Annotated in this window: 17 protein-coding genes; all 17 read left to right on the plus strand. The window is 47.3% G+C overall.

All coding sequences use genetic code 11. The features are described from left to right. The first annotated feature begins 9 nt into the window (after positions 1-9). Entirely contained in the window at positions 10-1422 is a 1413-nt protein-coding gene (gene tilS, locus CEF13_RS00225) for a tRNA lysidine(34) synthetase TilS (RefSeq protein ID WP_102708884.1), read from the plus strand. Between the two features lie 51 nt (positions 1423-1473). Continuing rightward, a complete protein-coding gene (gene hpt / locus CEF13_RS00230; RefSeq protein WP_102708885.1) occupies positions 1474-2013 on the plus strand; it encodes a hypoxanthine phosphoribosyltransferase in 540 nt (179 codons plus the stop codon). 97 nt (positions 2014-2110) lie between these two features. Then, on the plus strand, positions 2111-4117 hold the full coding sequence (ftsH, locus tag CEF13_RS00235; protein ID WP_102708886.1) for an ATP-dependent zinc metalloprotease FtsH: 2007 nt from the start codon (positions 2111-2113) through the stop codon (positions 4115-4117). A 350-nt stretch (positions 4118-4467) separates the two neighbouring features. Continuing rightward, positions 4468-5517: a BMP family lipoprotein gene (locus CEF13_RS00240; RefSeq protein ID WP_102708887.1), complete on the plus strand. Its 1050-nt coding sequence runs from the start codon at positions 4468-4470 to the stop codon at positions 5515-5517. Between the two features lie 140 nt (positions 5518-5657). Beyond that, on the plus strand, positions 5658-7202 hold the full coding sequence (locus CEF13_RS00245; protein WP_102708888.1) for an ABC transporter ATP-binding protein: 1545 nt from the start codon (positions 5658-5660) through the stop codon (positions 7200-7202). A gap of 6 nt (positions 7203-7208) precedes the next feature. Next, positions 7209-8291: an ABC transporter permease gene (locus tag CEF13_RS00250; protein ID WP_102708889.1), complete on the plus strand. Its 1083-nt coding sequence runs from the start codon at positions 7209-7211 to the stop codon at positions 8289-8291. Position 8292: 1 nt separating this feature from the next. Beyond that, entirely contained in the window at positions 8293-9255 is a 963-nt protein-coding gene (locus CEF13_RS00255; protein WP_102708890.1) for an ABC transporter permease, read from the plus strand. Positions 9256-9602: 347 nt separating this feature from the next. Beyond that, the gene (gene nadA, locus CEF13_RS00260) at positions 9603-10541 is read left to right on the plus strand and encodes a quinolinate synthase NadA (RefSeq protein WP_102708891.1); all 939 of its coding nucleotides are present in this window, start codon (positions 9603-9605) and stop codon (positions 10539-10541) included. A gap of 32 nt (positions 10542-10573) precedes the next feature. Beyond that, positions 10574-12187 carry an L-aspartate oxidase gene (nadB, locus tag CEF13_RS00265; RefSeq protein WP_102708892.1) on the plus strand — a complete coding sequence of 538 codons (1614 nt, stop codon included), beginning with the start codon at positions 10574-10576 and terminating at the stop codon, positions 12185-12187. Then, positions 12180-13064, plus strand: coding sequence for a carboxylating nicotinate-nucleotide diphosphorylase (gene nadC, locus CEF13_RS00270; protein ID WP_102708893.1), 885 nt, complete (start codon positions 12180-12182; stop codon positions 13062-13064). The genes nadB and nadC overlap by 8 nt, the downstream gene beginning before the upstream one ends. Next, the gene (locus tag CEF13_RS00275; protein ID WP_102708894.1) at positions 13061-13834 is read left to right on the plus strand and encodes a type III pantothenate kinase; all 774 of its coding nucleotides are present in this window, start codon (positions 13061-13063) and stop codon (positions 13832-13834) included. Before nadC ends, CEF13_RS00275 begins: the two co-directional genes overlap by 4 nt. Continuing rightward, positions 13834-14736, plus strand: coding sequence for an Hsp33 family molecular chaperone HslO (hslO, locus tag CEF13_RS00280; protein WP_102708895.1), 903 nt, complete (start codon positions 13834-13836; stop codon positions 14734-14736). Before CEF13_RS00275 ends, hslO begins: the two co-directional genes overlap by 1 nt. Before the next feature lie 18 nt (positions 14737-14754). Further along, a complete protein-coding gene (locus tag CEF13_RS00285) occupies positions 14755-15735 on the plus strand; it encodes a peptidylprolyl isomerase (protein ID WP_102708896.1) in 981 nt (326 codons plus the stop codon). Between the two features lie 117 nt (positions 15736-15852). Continuing rightward, positions 15853-16791: a cysteine synthase A gene (gene cysK, locus CEF13_RS00290; RefSeq protein WP_102708897.1), complete on the plus strand. Its 939-nt coding sequence runs from the start codon at positions 15853-15855 to the stop codon at positions 16789-16791. Between the two features lie 113 nt (positions 16792-16904). Next, positions 16905-18491, plus strand: a complete 1587-nt coding sequence (locus CEF13_RS00295) for an anthranilate synthase component I family protein (RefSeq protein WP_102708898.1) — start codon at positions 16905-16907, stop codon at positions 18489-18491. 15 nt (positions 18492-18506) lie between these two features. After that, entirely contained in the window at positions 18507-19088 is a 582-nt protein-coding gene (gene pabA / locus CEF13_RS00300; protein WP_102708899.1) for an aminodeoxychorismate/anthranilate synthase component II, read from the plus strand. Next, a complete protein-coding gene (gene pabC / locus CEF13_RS00305) occupies positions 19085-19978 on the plus strand; it encodes an aminodeoxychorismate lyase (protein WP_102708900.1) in 894 nt (297 codons plus the stop codon). The genes pabA and pabC overlap by 4 nt, the downstream gene beginning before the upstream one ends. Positions 19979-20015: the final 37 nt, after the last annotated feature.

The following is a 20015-nucleotide window of genomic DNA, read 5'->3' on the forward strand; positions in this document are numbered from 1 at the left end:
AGGATACATATGAATCTGCGAAATGAGCTTGAGAAAGCAGCAGCGGAGCGCCAGCTTTGGAAGACGGGAGACCGCATTATAGCAGCCGTTTCTGGAGGCCCCGATTCCATGGCTATGCTGCATATGCTGTCTTTGCTGGCGAAGGAAGACAAGGTTTCGATTATAGCGGCCCATGTTAACCATGGCTTTCGGAAACAGGAATCTGCGCATGAGCTGGCAATGGTTCAGGCTTATGCGCAGGAGCTAGGAATCATATGCGAGACCGTGACTTTCGACATGCCCGCGTATATAAAAGAAACGAAGATGAACGGACAAGCTGCATCACGTGAGAAGCGGTATGCTTTCCTCCACGAGATTGCGCAGCGTTATGGAGCTTCGAGTATAGCGCTCGCTCATCATGGGGATGATCAAGCGGAAACCGTGCTTATGCGCCTCATTCGCGGAACGGGCTTAACAGGCATAGCCGGAATTGTTAGCAAAAGACGCGAAAAAAACGTGGAACTTATTCGCCCGCTGCTTCGTATGAACAAGTCAGACCTTCTGCGTTATTGCGAAGAGCACCAAGTGCCTTACTGCATGGACAGCAGTAACACGGAGCGTTATTATTTCCGAAACATTGTTCGGTTAGATATTTTGCCTTATTTGTCTCAATATAATCCGCAGTTATCCCAGTCGCTAATGCGGTTAGCTGAGGTGGCGGGAGCGGAAGATGAGTGGATGGAGACACAGACCGAAGCATTATTCGCGCAGCTCGTAACCTTATCCCCAGATGAATGCGCGGTGAACTGTACCGATTTGTGCGGGCTCCATGTCGCTTTACAAAGGAGATTGATTAAACTAATATTAAGTTATCTTTCTAAGGAAACGGAAAAGATATCCTTCGAGCAGATTGAGACGATGCGGCATGCCGCTTCAGCTCAAGCACCTGGTACATGGCGAATCGATGCTGGTGCAGGCATTCGCTGCGCGCGCGAGTATGATTTCATGCGCTGGCTGCGAGTATCGCCGCACTCCGTGAACGATTCGTATGACTATTCGCATGTGATTGGAAGGCATACAGACAGCTTGGCAGTTGAGCCAAGCGGTTGGAAGTTCGAGCTTTCTCATGTCTCAGTGGAAGAGAATTGCAAGCCTGCTTCGCGCTATGAAGCTTGCTTCGATGCATCGGTGCTCACTTATCCGCTCGTTGTTCGAAATCGACAGCCGGGTGACAGAATTCAGGTTTTAGGATTAAATGGTTCAAAAAAAGTGCAAGATATGTTCGTTGATGAGAAGATCGCACCATCAGAGCGAGATTTATATCCGCTCTTGTTCGATGCAGCAGGGCGATTGCTCTGGATTCCAGGCATCCGTAGATCTAGTCATGCGTTGACTGAACTACATACGAAAGACGTGTTGTTCATTCGCGCCAGCAACGAATAAGAAGCACTGGTACACTCATAAACATAGTTAAGGCGTAGGGGGATTTATACATTGCAGAACGATATTCAAGAAGTATTGCACGATGCACAGCAGATTGGTGAGAAGGTTAAGGAGCTTGGGGCAACGCTGAGCAAGGATTTTAGCGGACGCAATCCACTCGTTATTTGCGTTCTAAAAGGCGCGTTTATCTTTATGGCAGATTTGGTTAAAGAAATTACAGTACCGCTTGAAATTGATTTTATGGCGGTATCCAGCTACGGTCAATCAACGAAATCATCCGGAGTCGTCAAGATCATTAAAGACCTCGATGTATCTGTTGAGGGCCGCGATGTTCTTATTGTAGAAGATATCATCGACAGCGGACTTACGCTTAGCTACTTAATCGACGTTCTTGAGCGTCGTAATTCGAAGTCGGTTACGGTTGTTACGTTGTTCGACAAGCCAGCTCGCCGTACAGTCGAGCTTGAAGCTGACTATACAGGATTTACGTTGCCGGACGAGTTTGTTGTAGGCTATGGGCTTGATTATGCTGAGAAGTACCGTAATCTTCCTTTTGTTGGTGTTCTAAAACCGAAGATTTACGAAAAATAGTAGCGATTCACCCGTACATGCCCTTCTCCGTACCCTCTATTGTTATGGAAAGTCATGCTATGGTAAAATATTTGAAGCGTCTGAGAGGAGGTTGGGGATGAATCGGATCATCCGTAATACTGGTTTTTATTTAATTATATTTTTGGTGACCGTTGGGATCTTTACTTTTATCAGCAAGCAGAATGACACAACGGTTGGATTGCGATACGACCAGCTTCGCGCTGCAGTTGAATCAGGCAATGTTAAGGAACTGACTGTTAAGTATGAGAATCAAACGTATTTTGTTTCAGGTAAATATAAAGTGAAGCCTGCAGACGCAGATAGTGACCAATTTGTATCGAGGGTCAGCGTCAAAGCGGACGAGAAAATTCTCGCTTGGCAGGAACAGTTTGGATTTGAACTAGCAAATAAGGAGATGGACCAGCCGAGCATTTGGCTTACATTCCTTACTTCCATTATTCCGTTTATCATCATTTTCGTCCTGTTCTTCTTCTTGATGAATCAAGCACAGGGTGGCGGCGGCAAAGTTATGAACTTTGGCAAGAGCAAAGCGCGCCTTTACGACAATGAGAAGAAGCGGATTACATTTGAAGACGTGGCTGGAGCCGATGAGGAGAAGCAAGAGCTTGTCGAGGTTGTTGATTTCTTGAAGGATCCTCGTAAGTTCAATCTCGTTGGTGCTCGCATACCGAAGGGCGTATTGCTTGTTGGTCCTCCGGGTACAGGTAAAACGTTGCTTGCCCGTGCGGTAGCAGGGGAAGCCGGCGTACCGTTCTTTAGTATCTCCGGTTCGGATTTCGTGGAGATGTTTGTTGGTGTCGGTGCGTCACGTGTGCGTGATTTGTTCGAGAATGCGAAGAAAAACGCTCCTTGTATTATTTTTATTGATGAGATTGATGCTGTCGGACGTCAGCGTGGTGCCGGACTGGGCGGCGGACATGACGAGCGTGAGCAAACGCTCAACCAATTGCTCGTTGAAATGGACGGCTTTGGCGCTAACGAAGGCATTATTATCATTGCTGCAACAAACCGTCCAGATATTCTGGATCCGGCGCTTCTTCGCCCGGGCCGTTTCGACCGTCAAATTACGGTTGACCGTCCAGATGTTAAGGGCCGCGAAGCGGTACTGAAAGTACATGCCCGCAATAAGCCGCTCAATAAAGACGTTAAGCTAGAGGTTATTGCTAGACGTACTACTGGCTTTAGCGGCGCAGATCTTGAGAACTTGCTAAACGAAGCAGCGCTTCTTGCTGCTCGCCGTAATAAGAAAGATATCGCAATGGTTGAGGTTGATGATGCGATTGATCGGATTATTGTCGGTACGGAGAAGAAAAGCCGTGTCGTTAGTGACCGTGAGAAGCGTATTGTTGCTTACCATGAAGCGGGACATACAATCGCAGGCTTCTTCTTGGAGCATGCTGACATGGTTCATAAGGTTACGATCATTCCGCGTGGCCGTGCTGGCGGATACGTCATTATGCTTCCGAAGGAAGACCGTATGCTTGTAACGAAACAAGAGCTTTTGGATAAAGTTACAGGCTTGCTGGCAGGCCGTGTGGCGGAAGAGTTGTTTATCGGTGAAATCGGAACCGGCGCTTACAGTGACTTTAAACAAGCTACTGGCATCGTACGCAGCATGATTATGGAGTATGGTATGAGTGACAAGCTTGGTCCGATGCAGTTCGGCAACTCGCAAGGCCAAGTATTCCTTGGACGTGATATCGGTCACGAACAAAACTATTCTGATGCGATTGCATACGAAATTGACCAAGAGATGCAAAGCATCATTACAGGCTGCTATGATCGTGCCAAGAAGCTATTGAATGAGAAGAGCAAGGAAATGCACTTGATCGCTCAAACATTGCTTAGTGAAGAAACACTCGAGCTTGAGCAAATCAAGAGCTTAATCGAGTCTGGCACGCTTCCAAGCCCTTCTGAGGAAGCTGTAGCCACCACTAATGGTTCTGAATCAACGACTGAACCAATCGTAGAAACGGTTGGAGATGTTAAGGTTCGTATCCAGACTCGTGAGCCGGATGAAATTAAAGCTCCTTCTCTTGAGAAGCGCGATAACCCGGAAGACCCGGATTCAGATAAGAGTTAATGGTCTTTTAAAGGGATAAATTTGCAATTAGTCGTCTTACTACTTTATTCAAGTAGTGAGGCGACTTTTTTCTTTATTAATATTTGAATTTATCCTATAATACGATTGAATCCATTAGCGAAGTAGACCAGAATTAATCGACAGGGGGATTCTAATTGTAAAATGTAATACACCAGTGTCTATTAATGTAAATGGAATCGCTTAAAGTGTTTAATAATACCTATTTTAAATGATTGACGTTTAGTTTTTTGTAACTATAATGAATGAGTAGCAGCCAGCAATAGGAAGAATAAGAAGGCGGCATATTTACAAAGAGAATTTAAAAATTTTAGCAGGGGGAATGAATAGAAATGAAAAAGACATTTAGTTTGATGCTCGTTTTGGTTGTAGCATTAACGCTTGTGCTTTCTGCATGCGGCGCGAAGAAGAATAATGAGGGTGGTTCAACAGGAAACGAGCCTAATAAGGTCGTTTCTGATAACACAGGTAAAGACTTTAAGATCGGCATGGTTACGGATGTGGGCGGCGTTCATGACAAATCCTTTAACCAAAGCGCATGGGAAGCTCTACAAACGGTTACAGCTGAAACAAGCGCTCAAACAAAGTTTTTGGAAAGTAAAGGTGAAGCAGATATGGAGCCGAACCTGAATAGCTTTGTTAAAGAAGGCTATGACCTTACTTGGGGAATCGGGTTCCTATTCTTCGACGCAATGACTAAAGTGGCTGCTGAGAACCCAAATGCTAAGCTTGCTGTTATTGACAGTGAGATTGAAGCGCCAAACATTGCTTCTGTTACATTTGCTGAGAACGAGGGCTCATACCTTGTTGGCGTTGTTGCAGGCTTGATGACAAAAACGAACAAAATTGGTTTTGTAGGCGGCATGAAGATTCCAGTAATCACAAGATTCGAAGCGGGCTTTAAAGCTGGAGTGGCAGCGGTTAATCCGGATGCTAAAATTACGATTGAGTACGCAGGTGATTTCGGTAAACCGGATCTAGGCAAGCTTGCAGCGTCCACAATGTACGACGCTGGCGTTGATATTATTTTCCACGCTGCTGGCGGAACGGGTAACGGCGTATTCAATGAAGCGAAGACACGTAAGGATTCAGGCGAGAATGTATGGGTTATTGGTGTTGATAAAGACCAATCACTCGAATATGGTGATGAAATTACATTGACGTCCATGGTTAAGGGCGTAGATGCTGCTGTTCAAAAGGTTTCTAAAGATCTAATTGCCGGCAATTGGGCTGGCGGTACAACACAGGTTCTTGGCTTGAAGGACAATGCAGTAGGATTGCCTGAAACGTCTTCGAAAAATGTACCTGCTGACGTTCTGAAGAAGGTAGAAGAATATAAAGAAAAAATTATTAGCGGCGAAATTAAGGTACCGACAGAATAATATAGACCATAAACAGGTAACCTTTGTTTGAGAATCACTTGTCGATGTATCGGACAAGACCGGCTTCGGCCGGTCTTTGTCCTTTTATAAAGGGAAGATTGTGCTTATATCAAGGTTGAAACCCGGGGAGATGATGAAGAATGGACCGGAGCACGTCAGCAGTACATTTAAAAGGCATTACAAAACGTTTTGCTGGATTCGTAGCAAATGATTCCATTAACTTGGAGTTGAAAAAGGGAGAAATACATGCGCTGCTCGGAGAGAACGGAGCCGGCAAGTCAACGCTGATGAATATATTGTTCGGGCTATACCAGCCTGATGAAGGCGAGATTTGGATTAATGGCAAGCAGACCGTAATTGAAGGTGCCTCTAAAGCCATTGACCTTGGCATTGGGATGGTGCATCAGCATTTCAAGCTCGTGCAGCCGTTTACTGTTGCTGAGAATATTGTGCTTGGCAATGAGCCGGTTAAAGGAGTAAGTATTGATTATAAGCTTGCGAATGATAAAGTTCGGGCAATCTCTGAACGCTATGGGTTGAAAGTAAATCCGCAGGCGCGGATTAAAGATATTACAGTAGGCATGCAGCAACGGGTGGAAATTCTGAAAACGTTGTATCGAGGCGCGGAAATCGTTATTTTTGATGAGCCGACCGCTGTTCTAACTGTACAGGAAATCGAAGAGCTGATTGAGATTATTCGCAATCTGGCTGCCGAGGGTAAATCGATTATTATTATTACGCATAAGCTGAAGGAAGTTATGGCGCTTGCTGATTCTGTAACCGTTATTAGACGCGGCAAAGTCATCAAGACGGTAACGACGAAAGAGACCAATGAACAGCAGCTTGCTGAGCTGATGGTAGGTCGAGATGTCTCCTTTGAAGTTACCAAGTCTAAGAGTGTTCCGGGCAAAGTCATATTGTCGGTCGATTCCCTGCAAATGAAGGGTGATCAGGGCAAGAATGCGCTAGATGGAATGAGCATTGAGGTAAGGGCTGGAGAGATCCTTGGTATTGCTGGGGTTGACGGCAATGGGCAAAGTGAGCTCATTTATGCGATTACCGGTATGCGCAAAGTTGACGGGGGCAGTGTAAAGCTGAACGGAAATGACGTGACGAATAAGACGCCTCGCCATATTTCAGTTGCCGGCGTTGGCCATATTCCGGAGGACCGCCATAAGCATGGCCTAGTTCTAGACTTTTCATTAAGCGAAAATATGATATTGGGCAGCTATTTCGAGCCCGAGTTTGGTCGTTATGGGTTGATTGACTACAAAGCGATGGACAAGCTTGCAGTGAAGCTTGTAGACGAGTTCGATGTTCGTACCTCTGGTATAGAAACTCATGCAAGAGCATTGTCAGGCGGTAATCAGCAGAAAGCGATCATTGCACGTGAGCTGCATAAAGATCCTGATCTGTTGATTGCAGTACAACCAACACGCGGGCTTGATATCGGAGCCATAGAGTTCGTGCATAGTCGATTGGTTCAAGCTAGGAATGAAGGGAAAGCGATTCTGCTCGTTTCCTTTGAACTGGACGAGCTTTATGCATTGTCAGATCGAATTGCGGTCATGTACGAAGGGAAGCTGATAGGCGAAGCAGACGCTGATCAGAGGGATGATCAGCAGCTTGGCTTGTTGATGGCAGGCAATAAACCGGTTAACAACAAATCAGCAGAGAGGAGCTAGCAACAAATGGAAATGTTTAAAAAAATATTTAATAAATCTTCCCTCCTTATTCCTTGTGTGGCAATTATACTCGGTTTATTGGTGGGAGCAATTGCGATGGTTGCTGGCGGGTATGATCCTATACTTGCTTATTCCTCTCTGCTTAACAAGCTGTTCAGCTCGCCTTACAATATTGGTGAAGCGATTCGCGCAATAACGCCGCTTATTTTCACAGGCCTTGCTGTTTCATTCGCATTCCGTACCGGGCTGTTCAATATCGGTGTAGAAGGGCAATTTGTAATGGGCATGACAGGTGCGACAATTATTGGCGTACTGCTGGATCTGCCTTGGTATATCCATGCTCCGCTAGCTATCATTACAGGGGCGGTATTCGGGGGCTTATGGGCGGCAATTGCCGGATATTTGAAGGCGAAGCGCGGTGTGAATGAGGTTATTTCATCTATTATGCTGAACTGGATAGCTTTGTTCTTGTCTAACTTTATTGTGACAAAGTTTCTTGTTCAGAAGGGTCAACAGAAGTCCATGCCGGTTCACGAATCGGCAATGGTGAAGATCGATTGGCTTATTAAATTAACGGACAATGCGCGGATGCACTGGGGTACGATCGTGGCGATTTTGTGCGTCATTATATTTTATATTGTGTTATGGCGGACGAAGCAAGGCTATGAGCTGCGTGCAGTCGGGCATAATCCGGATGCAGCCCTGTATGCGGGCATGAACGTAAAAACAACGATGGTTAAATCCATGTTTATAAGCGGAATATTCGCTGGTCTAGGTGGAGTATTCGAAATTTTGGGCGTATTCGGCAATCAGACCGTTATGGCTGCATCGCCTGGATATGGCTTCGACGGTATTGCCGTAGCGCTGCTTGGCGGCAATACGCCAATCGGTGTTGTGCTCGGTGCTGTTTTATTTGGAGGACTCAGCTACGGCTCAGCTGGTATGAGCTTTGGCGCCGGCGTGCCGCCAGAGGTAGTCCGTATCGTTATCGGATCCGTTATTTTCTTCGTTGCTTCGCATGGACTTGTTAGATGGTTCCTGAAACCTTTCCTAAATAAACGTGCGAGTAAGCGGAAGGAGGCGGCATAAGATGAACGTAATGGATATTATTGGACAGCTTATTAATACGACACTTGTATTTTCTACCGCGCTTATCTTTACTGCGCTTGGCGGAATGTATTCAGAGCGTTCAGGTGTCGTCAATATTGGATTAGAGGGCTTGATGGTATCGGGAGCATTCGCAGCGGCAGTTGCAACCGAATATGCGATACAAGCTGGAATGGGAAGCTCAGCGCCTTGGATAGGGTTTCTAGCGGCAGCCATCTATGGTGTCCTGATTTCTCTCCTGCATGCCGTTTCCACGATAACATTCCGCGCCGATCAGACGGTAGTAGGTGTTGTTATTAATATTTTCTCGCTCGGCTTGGCTCTGTACTTAACGAAGAGCCTATTCAACGGCTCAGGCCAAACGCCGCAGCTGGAATATGTATTTCACAAAATAAAAATACCTTACCTATCGGATATTCCTCTGCTAGGCAAAGGAATATTTACAGCGTATCCGACCACTTATATTGTTATCATATTAGCGGTCATAAGCTATTTCGTTCTATTCCGTACACCTTTCGGTTTGCGTCTGCGCGCTGTAGGGGAGCATCCAAGCTCTGCCGACACAGTTGGAATCAGTGTAACAAAATATCGTTATATCGGTGTTTTGCTCAGTGGTGCGCTAGGAGGCCTTGGCGGTGCTACCATTACATTGACGACGACAAGCAGCTTTGCGCATAACACGATTTCAGGACAAGGCTTTATCGCCCTGGCTGCTCTTATTTTCGGCAAATGGAATCCGCTTGGCGTTGTTGGAGCAGCGATGTTCTTCGGACTTGCTCAAGCACTTCGCAGCTTTGCCCAGCAATTCGACTTTGCTAAGCAAATCCCGGCAGAATTTTTCTATATGCTGCCTTATGTGCTAACGCTTGTTGTACTTGCAGGAGCAGTAGGCCGATCGAATGCACCCGCTGCGCTTGGTCAACCTTACGACCCAGCTAAGCGCTAATTTATGGAAGACAAGACCTCGTTCTTTTTTTGGGACGGGGTCTTTTTTTGAATGCAATTGCCTGCTCCAAATCATATATCTACTCAGTTGAACAAGCTTAAACCGGGCAAGCTATTCCCGAACAATACGCTCAACAAAAATTATTTTCTAATTGGCGCCTTAAAAAGGCCTTTAATACATTGACAGCATCTTCTGCCACGTGTAAATTAAATTTAATCAAATGAATTTATCCCTTTGGTTTATATGACAGGCGAGCGACTTTCTAAGTTTGTGCATCAATTCACAAAGTCACACTTGCCTATAACGAAATGGGTTTTCCCATCGCTCATAAGAGGAGAGGATCTACTGTGGAAGCACTGGCACTGGAACGCAAAGCGGAACAAAACCGTGAGCTGCGTGAACGGTTGTTACAGTTGAAGAAAGAGCGGAACGCTATCATACTCGCGCATTATTATCAGCGTGATGAAATTCAAGAGGTAGCTGATTTCCGTGGTGATTCCTTTCTGCTCGCGCAGAAGGCGGCTCAAACAGACGCTGAGGTTATTGTATTTTGCGGTGTTCACTTTATGGGTGAAAGCGCGAAGATTCTAGCGCCGAACAAGACGGTCATTATTCCTGATGAACGTGCGGGCTGTCCGATGGCCGACATGGTTAGCGTGGATGGCTTGCGCAAGCTGAAGGCACAGCATCCAAATGCCAAAGTTGTAACTTATATCAACTCATCTGCTGAAATTAAAGCAGAAACCGACATTTGCTGTACATCAGCGAATGCAGTTAAGGTTGTTAACTCGGTGGAAGGCGACGAGGTCATTTGGGTACCAGACAAAAACCTAGGTCATTATGTACAGCAGAACACCGACAAGAAAATGATCATTTGGGAAGGTTACTGCAACACCCATGACATGCTTACAGTCAAGGATGTTGAGGAGATGAAAGCCAAGTATCCGAATGCGGAGTTTGTTGTTCATCCTGAATGCCGTCCAGAGGTCGTGGAGCTTGGCGATTTCGTAGGCAGTACAACTGCGATTTTACAATATTGCAAGGATTCGAAGAGCCAGGAATTTATCGTTGGAACCGAAGATGGTACAGGATATCAGCTGCGGTTAGATAGTCCGGGCAAGACGTTCCACTTTGCATCCAAATATTTGGTTTGTCCGAACATGAAGGTAAATAATTTGAAGAAGCTCGTTAAAGCGCTTGAGACGATGCAGCCGCAAATTTATGTACCGCCGCATGTCGCTGACCAAGCCCGTCTATCCTTAGAGCGTATGCTGCTGGTGAAGTAGCATGCGCTACTCCTATGCTTGGAGGAGCCGCGATGATTCCTAGATATCTAGTCGATGTGAATTTAAATGAGCTTCCAGTTATTGAAAAGGACGTTATCGTAATCGGGGCCGGCATTGCCGGTCTTTTTACCGCTATACGGTCAAGTGAACACAATTCCGTGCTCATGATTACGAAGAAATCATTGCTCGACAGCAATACGCGTTATGCTCAAGGCGGTATCGCAGCTGTTATTTCCGAAGATGATTCACCTGCTTATCATAGACAGGATACTCTTATTGCTGGCGCAGGCCTATGCTCGCATGAGGCTGTTGATGTGCTGGTGCATGAAGGCCCTAAGGGCGTACGCAGCTTGATTAAGATGGGTACACAGTTTGACTTGGAGAATGGCGAGTTCGCGCTTACGCAAGAGGGAGCCCATAGTCAGCGTCGTATTTTGCATGCAAATGGCGATGCGACTGGTTATGAGATCGTTCGCGCTTTGTCGGAGAATGCGGTAGCCAATCCGAAAATTGAAGTGTGGGATGACCATTTCGTAATCGATTTGGTGACTCAAGACAATGAATGCTGCGGCGTTATCGTACAGAAGCCGAACGGACAGCGCTTGTTTGTGAAGGGCAAAGCCGTTATTCTCAGCTCGGGCGGAGCAGGGCAGCTGTATCGCTATACGACCAATCCTGAGGTAGCCACAGGCGATGGGATCGCTATGGCATACCGGGCAGGCGCGTTCATTCAAGATGCGGAGTTTATACAATTCCATCCTACATCGCTTTGTTATCCAGGAGCACCGCGTTTTCTTATTTCTGAGGCGGTTCGTGGTGAGGGAGCTGTTCTTCGCAATATTAAAGGGGAGCGGTTCATGGATCGCTATCATGAGCAGCTGGAGCTGGCGCCAAGAGATGTAGTGGCAAGGGCAATCGTAAGTGAAATGGAAGAAACGAAATCCACATTTGTCTATATTGATATTACGCATGAATCAGCAGAAATGGTGAAGCATCGTTTTCCGACTATATATGAGTATTGTTTGAAATATGGTCTTGATTTAACGACCGACTGGATTCCGGTCGCACCAGCCATGCATTATATGATGGGTGGAGTGAAAACGGACATAAATGGGGAAACAAACATTAAGCGTTTATTCGCATGCGGCGAAGTTTCCTCAACTGGCGTGCATGGCGCTAATCGACTCGCAAGCAATTCCCTTTCGGAAGCGATCGTATTCGGAAGACGAATCGTTAAACGAATCAATGAGCTGTCAGAGTGCGAGACCGTTCCGGTCATTCATAATGAAATCGAACGGAGCAGCGCCTCCATGCAAGCTGTCGTGGAGAGAAGGCTTAAGCTGCAGAAGATTATGGTGAGATATGTCGGTCTTCGCCGAGACGGGAAGGGCCTTGCGAAGGGCCTTGAGGAATTGAAGCGGCAGCTGCCCATATTCCAATCGATGTTGACGGAGCGGGAAGAATATGAATTTGCTAATCTGTTAACCTGCGCATTGCTGACGACAGAAGCGGCTCTGCAGCGGGAGGAAAGCCGCGGTGCCCATTATCGAGAGGACTTCCCGGTGCGTGACGATTTGATGTGGAGAAAGCATACGGTATTGCACCGTCTATATGGATTGACGGAGGAGCGAATTGAAGATGTATGAATGGACAACAGGCGGATATGATGTTGCCGTACGCGAACAGATTCGCGGCTGGCTCGCAGAGGATGTAGGCAGCGGCGATGTAACGACGGAGACGACAATACCGAAGGAATCACGCTCGAAAGCGGTTATACATGTGAAGGAGAGCGGTTATATTGCCGGTCTCCCTATCGCAAAGCTTGTTTTCGAGGTAGTAGACCCGTCACTTGTGTTTGAAGCGAAGGTACAAGACGGTGATAAGGTGGACAAGGGCACGATTATTGCTGTTGTAGAAGGCAGCACGCATAGTTTGTTAATCGGCGAGCGGCTTGCTCTTAATTTGATGCAGCGGCTTTCAGGCATTGCGACGAAGACACGTTCATTTGTTGACGCGCTTGAAGGACTTCCGGTTCGCCTGGTAGATACTCGCAAAACAACACCAGGCCATCGAATGCTGGAAAAGTATGCTGTACGTGTCGGCGGCGGAGCCAATCACCGCTTCGGACTATATGATGCAGTCATGATCAAAGACAATCATATTAAGGGTGCCGGCGGAATTACAGCGGCTGTTGAAGCATCACGGCGGATCATTCCACACACGATGAAGATCGAGGTGGAAACCGAATCGCTTCAGCAAGTGGACGAGGCCATCGCTTGCGGTGCCGATATTATTATGCTGGATAACATGACAGCTTCGATGATGAAGGAAGCAGTAGCACAAATTAAAGCAAGAGCACCTCATGTTATTGTGGAAGCTTCTGGCGGCGTATCGCTAGAAACGGTTCATGCTATTGCGTCCTGCGGCGTTGATGTTATCTCGGTTGGAGGCTTAACGTATTCCTTCCAAGCACTTGATATCAGCCTGGATCTGAACGCCAAGAAGGGTGGCGGCCCGTCTTGATTCTCGTTATTGATGTCGGTAATACGAATATCGTCCTTGGCATATACAAGGGAAAAGATTTAATGCATCATTGGCGGCTAAGCACAAATCGTTCGGCAACAGTCGATGAATATGGTATCAATATACACAATCTCTTCCATTACGCAGGTGTTAAGCTTGAGCAGATGGATGGCGTTATTATTTCTTCGGTAGTGCCCCCGCTGATGCGTACATTGGAGCAGCTGAGCTTGAAATATTTACGCAAGACGCCGTTAGTTGTCGGTCCAGGGGTGAAAACGGGCCTCAACATCCGCTATGAAAATCCGCGTGAGGTAGGCGCCGATCGCATTGTCAATTCTGTTGCGGGCATTGTGAAATACGGCTCTCCACTCATTGTCGTTGATTTCGGTACAGCCACTACATTTGATTACATAGATGAAGGCGGCAACTACCTGGGCGGAGCGATTGTGCCTGGTATCGGCATATCCACGGAAGCGCTATATCAGCGGGCGGCTAAATTGCCGCGCATTGAACTGGTGAAGCCGAAGAGCGTTATTGGACGAAATCCGGTAACCTCTATGCAGGCAGGCATTATTTTTGGCTATGCTGGACAAGTAGACGGAATCGTGAAACGTATTCGGAATGAATTTAATGTCTCGCCGCGCGTCATTGCTACGGGGGGCTTAGCGGAGTTAATCGCTTCAGAATCGGAAACGATAGAAGAGGTTGATCCGCTTCTTACGCTTGAAGGCTTACGCATTATATATGAACGCAACCAGGAGGGATTTTGATGGACAATCAGCTGAAGGACGTGCTAGTGCGAGGGACGGCATGGAATGGCAAAATACGAGTGTTCGCGGCTCGCACGACTCAGCTCGTTGAGGAACTTCGCCAGCGGCACGGCACCTATCCAACGGCAACGGCTGCACTTGGACGCACGTTGACTGCTGGTGCTATTATGGGTGCAATGCTTAAAGGGAAAGAGAAGCTTACGATTCAAGTAAAGGGCGATGGCCCGATTGGCCAAATTGTTGTCGATGCTAATGCTGACGGCGAAGTACGCGGATATGTCGATCATCCCGAGGTTCATCTTGCAAGCAATGCGCAGGGCAAGCTCGATGTGGCAGGTGCGGTAGGACGAAGCGGATATCTTCATATTAGCAAGGATCTTGGTATGAAAGAGCCTTATCGCGGCAGTGTTCCGATTGTTTCGGGCGAACTTGGCGAGGATTTCACCTATTATTTCGCTATTTCTGAGCAAACGCCTTCTGCAGTAGGACTAGGAGTGTTGGTGGATACCGACAATTCCGTGCTGCATGCTGGAGGCTTCATTGTTCAGCTTATGCCGGGACTTACGGACGCAGAGATTACGAAGCTCGAGCAAGCGGTTGGCTCCATACCGCCTGTAACGGCTTTACTTGATCAAGGAGAAACGCCAGAGGGAATTCTGCGACGGATTGTTGGCGACGATCTTCAGATTCACGATACAATGGAATTGAAATTCCAGTGCTTTTGCTCAGCAGAACGGGTAGAGCAGACACTGCTTAGCTTAGGTGAAGATGAGCTGACACAAATAATTGAAGAAGACGGAAAAGCGGAAGTCGTTTGCCAATTTTGCAACGAAGCGTATGTTTTTGAGCAGGCACAGCTTAAGCTTTTGCTTGATCAAGCGAAACCGAAGCCAATCCAATAAATTGGAGGCAATGGGGCGATGAAGAAATACGAGGTGCTGAGGGCCGTTGTCATCCTTCAAGCCGTATGTATGGTCGTTTTAACAGTAGTTGTAGTCGTTAAGGTGTGGCCGGGGAACGATAGGCTTCGTCCGCAGACGAATGTTGGCAGCGGAGAAGAATCAACTGATTCCTCCAAGCATGGCAGTACGCCACTCGTAGATGCTGCGGAGCAAGCGGTTGCTAGGATTGGAACAGAGAGCATTTCGGCTGCTGAGCTCATTGAACAGCTCTACCAGCAGTATGGAGATACGGTCCTACGGACAATAATGGTACACAAAGTCATTGATTTGGAAGCGAAGGCATCCAAGCTGACCGTTTCTTCCGAGGAAATGGAGAGTGAGCTTGAGAAATCATATGAAGCATACGATGGTGAGAAGCGCTTCTATGATGTGATGCTGGAGCAAGTTGGGATGACCAAGGAGCAGGTGCTTGAAGACCTGCGATATAAGCTGCTGCTTGAGAAGATAGCAATACGCGGCATTCATGTGTCGGACGAAGAAGTCGATCGATACATTACGAACAACCCGGATGAGTTTACCGCAAGGCTGCAGCTGCATTTGCAATGGATTGTGACGGAATCGGAGAAGGAAGCAAGCTCGGTACTGGGACTGCTTGCTAGCGGCGAGGACTTCGCTATGCTTGCAAAAACCTATTCCATCGACGCCTTCACTGCTGATGCTGGAGGCGACATAGGCTTAATTGATGCGGATGATCCATTCTATAACCGCAATATGCTGGATGCGGCAAGCCATCTGCAGGTTGCTGAAACAGCGGGCCCCATAGAAGTTGACGGCAATTATGCCATTATTCGCGTCGTTGAGCGTCAGACGACAACGGGTATGACCGGCAGGAAACTGCATGATTCCGTACGCAAGCAGCTTGCACTGGAGCATGCTGGCTCATTGACAGATGTGGAAGATAATCTATTGGATAAATATGAAGCTGTCATAGTAAAATGAAAGCTTTCTGTAGATATCGAGCGAAAAAGAGACTATTGACAATGGATGCAAGACATTGATAAGATGGAGTTAGTCAAAAACCAACTGAATTAGTCGGAATAAGGAGGCAATAATATCATGGCCAAAATTGTACAAAGCGTTCTAGATCTTATCGGTGATACTCCTCTTGTTCGTTTAAATCGTCTAGTACCTCCAGGAAGTGCGGAAATTTATGTGAAGCTTGAGTATCAAAACCCGGGCGCTAGCGTAAAAGATCGTATCGCAATCAGCATGGTTGAAGCAGCGGAGCAAGAAGGAATTCTTAAGCCAGGCGATACGATTATTGAGCCAACAAGCGGCAACACAGGTATCGGTCTTGCGCTTGTAGCAGCGGCTAAGGGCTATAAAGCCATTCTAGTTATGCCAGAAACAATGAGTATGGAGCGTCGTAACTTGCTGCGCGCATATGGCGCGGATATCGTATTGACTCCAGGCTCAGAAGGTATGAACGGTGCAGTTCGCAAAGCAGAAGAGCTGGCGCAAGAGAATCCAACTTACTTCCTGCCGCAACAATTCAAAAACCAAGCTAACGTGAAGATTCACCGTGAAACAACGGGCCCGGAAATCGTCGAGGCGATCAATTCACTTGATGGTAAGCTGGATGCTTTCGTTGCTGGCATTGGTACAGGCGGAACGATTTCTGGTACTGGCGAGGTTCTTAAGAAAAACTTCGAAGGTATTAAAATTTACGCTGTTGAGCCTGCGGCTTCGCCAATCCTGTCTGGCGGTAAACCAGGCGCTCACAAAATTCAAGGTATCGGCGCGAATTTCATCCCTGATATTTTGAACCGTGAAGTATATGATCAGGTTATTACGATTGAGAACGAAGACGCGTTTGAATACGCTCGTCGTGCTGCGAAAGAAGAAGGCATTCTTTGCGGCATTTCTTCTGGTGCTGCGATCTATGCGGCTTTGCAAGTTGCGAAAGAGCTTGGCGAAGGCAAACGTGTTGTTGCTATTGTTCCAAGCAATGGCGAACGCTACCTTTCCACGCCGTTGTTCAACTTCGACAATTAGTTTTTACGGCATTATCGAAAGAGCCTTTCATTCCTTGGAATGGAAGGCTTTCTTTTTGTAGTTTGATTCTGTATACTGAGCAAAATAAGTCAAGCAATCGGGGGTTGAAGGTGATGGTCACCACTTTGGAACAATGGACTCGGTGGCACGCCGAAGGGAAATATACGACGCTTCCGTTTCTAACGGGGCTGTCCATCCAGCTTAAGAATCGGTCAGGCGTAACGTCATGGGAAGAGGTGTGGCAGGATGCCTCTCCTTATGCTTTCGTGCTGGAGAGCGGCAAGGATGGAAAGTATACCTATTTAGGATTGCATCCCGACGGCGTTATACGCGGAAAGGGATTAACTGCTGAATCGGTGGAATTTCATTCGCTCGAGGAGCAAACCAAGCGCCAGTGGGAAGGAAAGCCGCTTGAGGTTGTGCGGCAATGGATGGGCGGACAGTACGGACCGCGCATAGAGAACGGCCCCAAGTGGATTGGCGGCTGTGCGGGTTTCTGGAGCTATGATGTTGCAAGATCAATCGAGCGGTTGCCGGAGCTTGCCGATGATGATCTAGATATACCGGACTATTTATTTCTACGGATGAATGAGCTGTGGATTATAGACCATGAGCAGTCCAAAATTTATTGTGCCGTTCATATGCCAATAGATAGAGATGCGGACGAACCGATGCTGCGTGCAGCTTACGATTGCGCACGGTCCAAAGCGGAAGGGATGATCGATTACTGGTTATCCTGGTTCGAGGAAGAGAAAGCGAAGAAGAGAGCGGCAGCTCTTCAGAAGAAACGCAGCCGACTAATTGAAGATGATTCGTTTCACTTTGATGCAGATTCTTCAGCGGTAACAACGTCCCCATTTACGAAAGAAGCCTATATGGAGGCCGTTCGCAGCATACAGCGATACATCGCGCAAGGAGACGTTTTTCAGGTTAATCTATCCGTTCGACAAAGCAGACAGCTGAAGACATCGCCAGAGGAGCTGTATGAATGGCTTAGACTAATCAATCCTTCTCCGTATATGGGGTTTCTGCGCTGTCCAGATTTCCAGCTTGTGTCAGCTTCGCCGGAGCTGCTGGTCGAGCTAGGAGAGCGGAAGCTTGCGGCTAGACCGATTGCGGGGACAAGGCGCCGGGGCCGAACAGCAGAGGAAGATCTGAAGTTTGCAGAGGAGCTTCGCTCGAACGAGAAGGAGCGGGCCGAGCATATTATGCTTGTTGATTTGGAACGGAATGATCTTGGACGAATATCTGCTTTTGGTACGGTTAAGGTGGAAGAGCTTATGGTCATTGAACGATATTCGCATGTTATGCATTTGGTTTCTCAGGTAGAGGGGCAATTAGCTGCCGGCAAGGATGCTTATGACGTGATTGCAGCTACTTTCCCTGGAGGAACGATTACCGGTGCGCCGAAAATTCGTACAATGGAAATTATAGAAGAGCTGGAGCCCGTTCGCAGAGGTCCTTATACCGGTTCGCTTGGTTGGATTGACTACAACGGCGATATGGAATTTAATATAATTATTAGAACGATGGTGCTGCAGGAGGACAATGTCCATATTCAAGCGGGGGCAGGAATTGTAATCGATTCTGATCCAGAACGAGAATATAAGGAATCGCTGAACAAAGCAAAGGCGCTGTGGAAGGCCATTCAATACAGCGAGCGTTTCGATGCAGCAACACAGGCAGAGGCTAACGAATAGAGGGGGAGTGGACTCATGATACTTGTCATCGATAACTATGATTCTTTTACGTACAACCTGGTTCAATATTTGGGGGAGCTTGGGGAAGATATTACAGTAAAGCGCAATGATGAGATTGATTTGCAGGGAATAGAGGCATTGGCGCCCGATCATATTCTCATTTCTCCGGGTCCTTGCTCTCCGAATGAAGCAGGCATCAGCTTATCGCTTATTGATCATTTCAAAGGGAAAATTCCGATTTTTGGCGTATGTCTAGGGCATCAATCTATTGGGCAAGCGTTTGGCGGAGAAGTGGTGCGCGCGGAGCGGCTTATGCATGGCAAGACATCCCCTATCCACCATAACGGGAAATCCGTTTTTGAAGGAATGCCTTCTCCCTTTACGGCTACGCGTTATCATTCATTAATCGTTCGTCGCGAGACGCTGCCGGATTGCTTGGAAATTACGGCAGAAACGGACGAAGGTGAAATTATGGGTCTGCGTCATAAGGAATATGCAGTTGAAGGGGTTCAATTCCACCCGGAATCTATTATAACGGAGCATGGATTGACGATGCTTCGTAATTTCTTGCAAAATCGGACAGGTGCAGCACGATGAAAGTCGGGCTGAACGGCTCCGTAATGGAAGCTAACGAAGCCGTGATCTCAGTATATGATCACGGCTTTTTATACGGGATGGGATTATTCGAGACGTTTCGCACTTATGGAGGAAGGCCCTACTTGTTGGACAGACATGTAAAGAGGCTCCAATCGGGCTGTGAGCAGCTAGGCATACACTATAGTGAAGAAGCAGACAGCATTAAGGAAAGAGTGAGTGAGCTACTAGCTGCCAATGGGCTGAAAGACGGCTATGTACGATTAACGGTAAGTGCCGGAGAAGCGGAGCTTGGCTTGCCTTCACATGATTATGAGAAGCCTAACGTGCTTTTATTAGTGAAAGAACTGCCACCCATACATGATGCGGTTCATATGCGCGGACGGGAGCTGCGGCTATTGCATACGCGGCGGAATACGCCGGAAGGCGATATTCGCTTCAAGTCTCTCCATTATATGAACAATATTATTGCGAAGCGGGAATTAATAACGAGCGGCGCTTCAGCTGGGACAGAGGGCCTTATGCTCAGTGGAGAAGGTTGGCTGGCGGAGGGCATCGTCAGTAATTTGTTTTTTGCCAAAGCAGGCATCGTGTATACACCTTCTATTGCTACAGGCATATTGCCGGGCATCACTCGCGGTCGAGTAATCGAGCTTGCGAAGGAAGCGGGTTATAAGGTGGAGGAAGGCCTGTTCAACTGGCCGCAGCTGCAGGAGGCGGATGAGATCTGGATGACCAATTCTATTTCAGAGCTCATTCCGGTGACGGTATTAAATGACGAGCTCGGTCAGTGTGTATGGAATGGCGGCGGTGAAGCCGGGAGCATAACACGGCAATTGCTGTCGCTATATCGTTCAGAGACCATTGCTGAGCTGAAAATAACGGATAAGTAGCTGCTGGAGAGCTACAGAGCAGAAGAGGGGGCAATAT

Source organism: Paenibacillus castaneae (genome assembly GCF_002884445.1).
Taxonomy (GTDB): Bacteria; Bacillota; Bacilli; order Paenibacillales; family Paenibacillaceae; genus Pristimantibacillus; species Pristimantibacillus castaneae.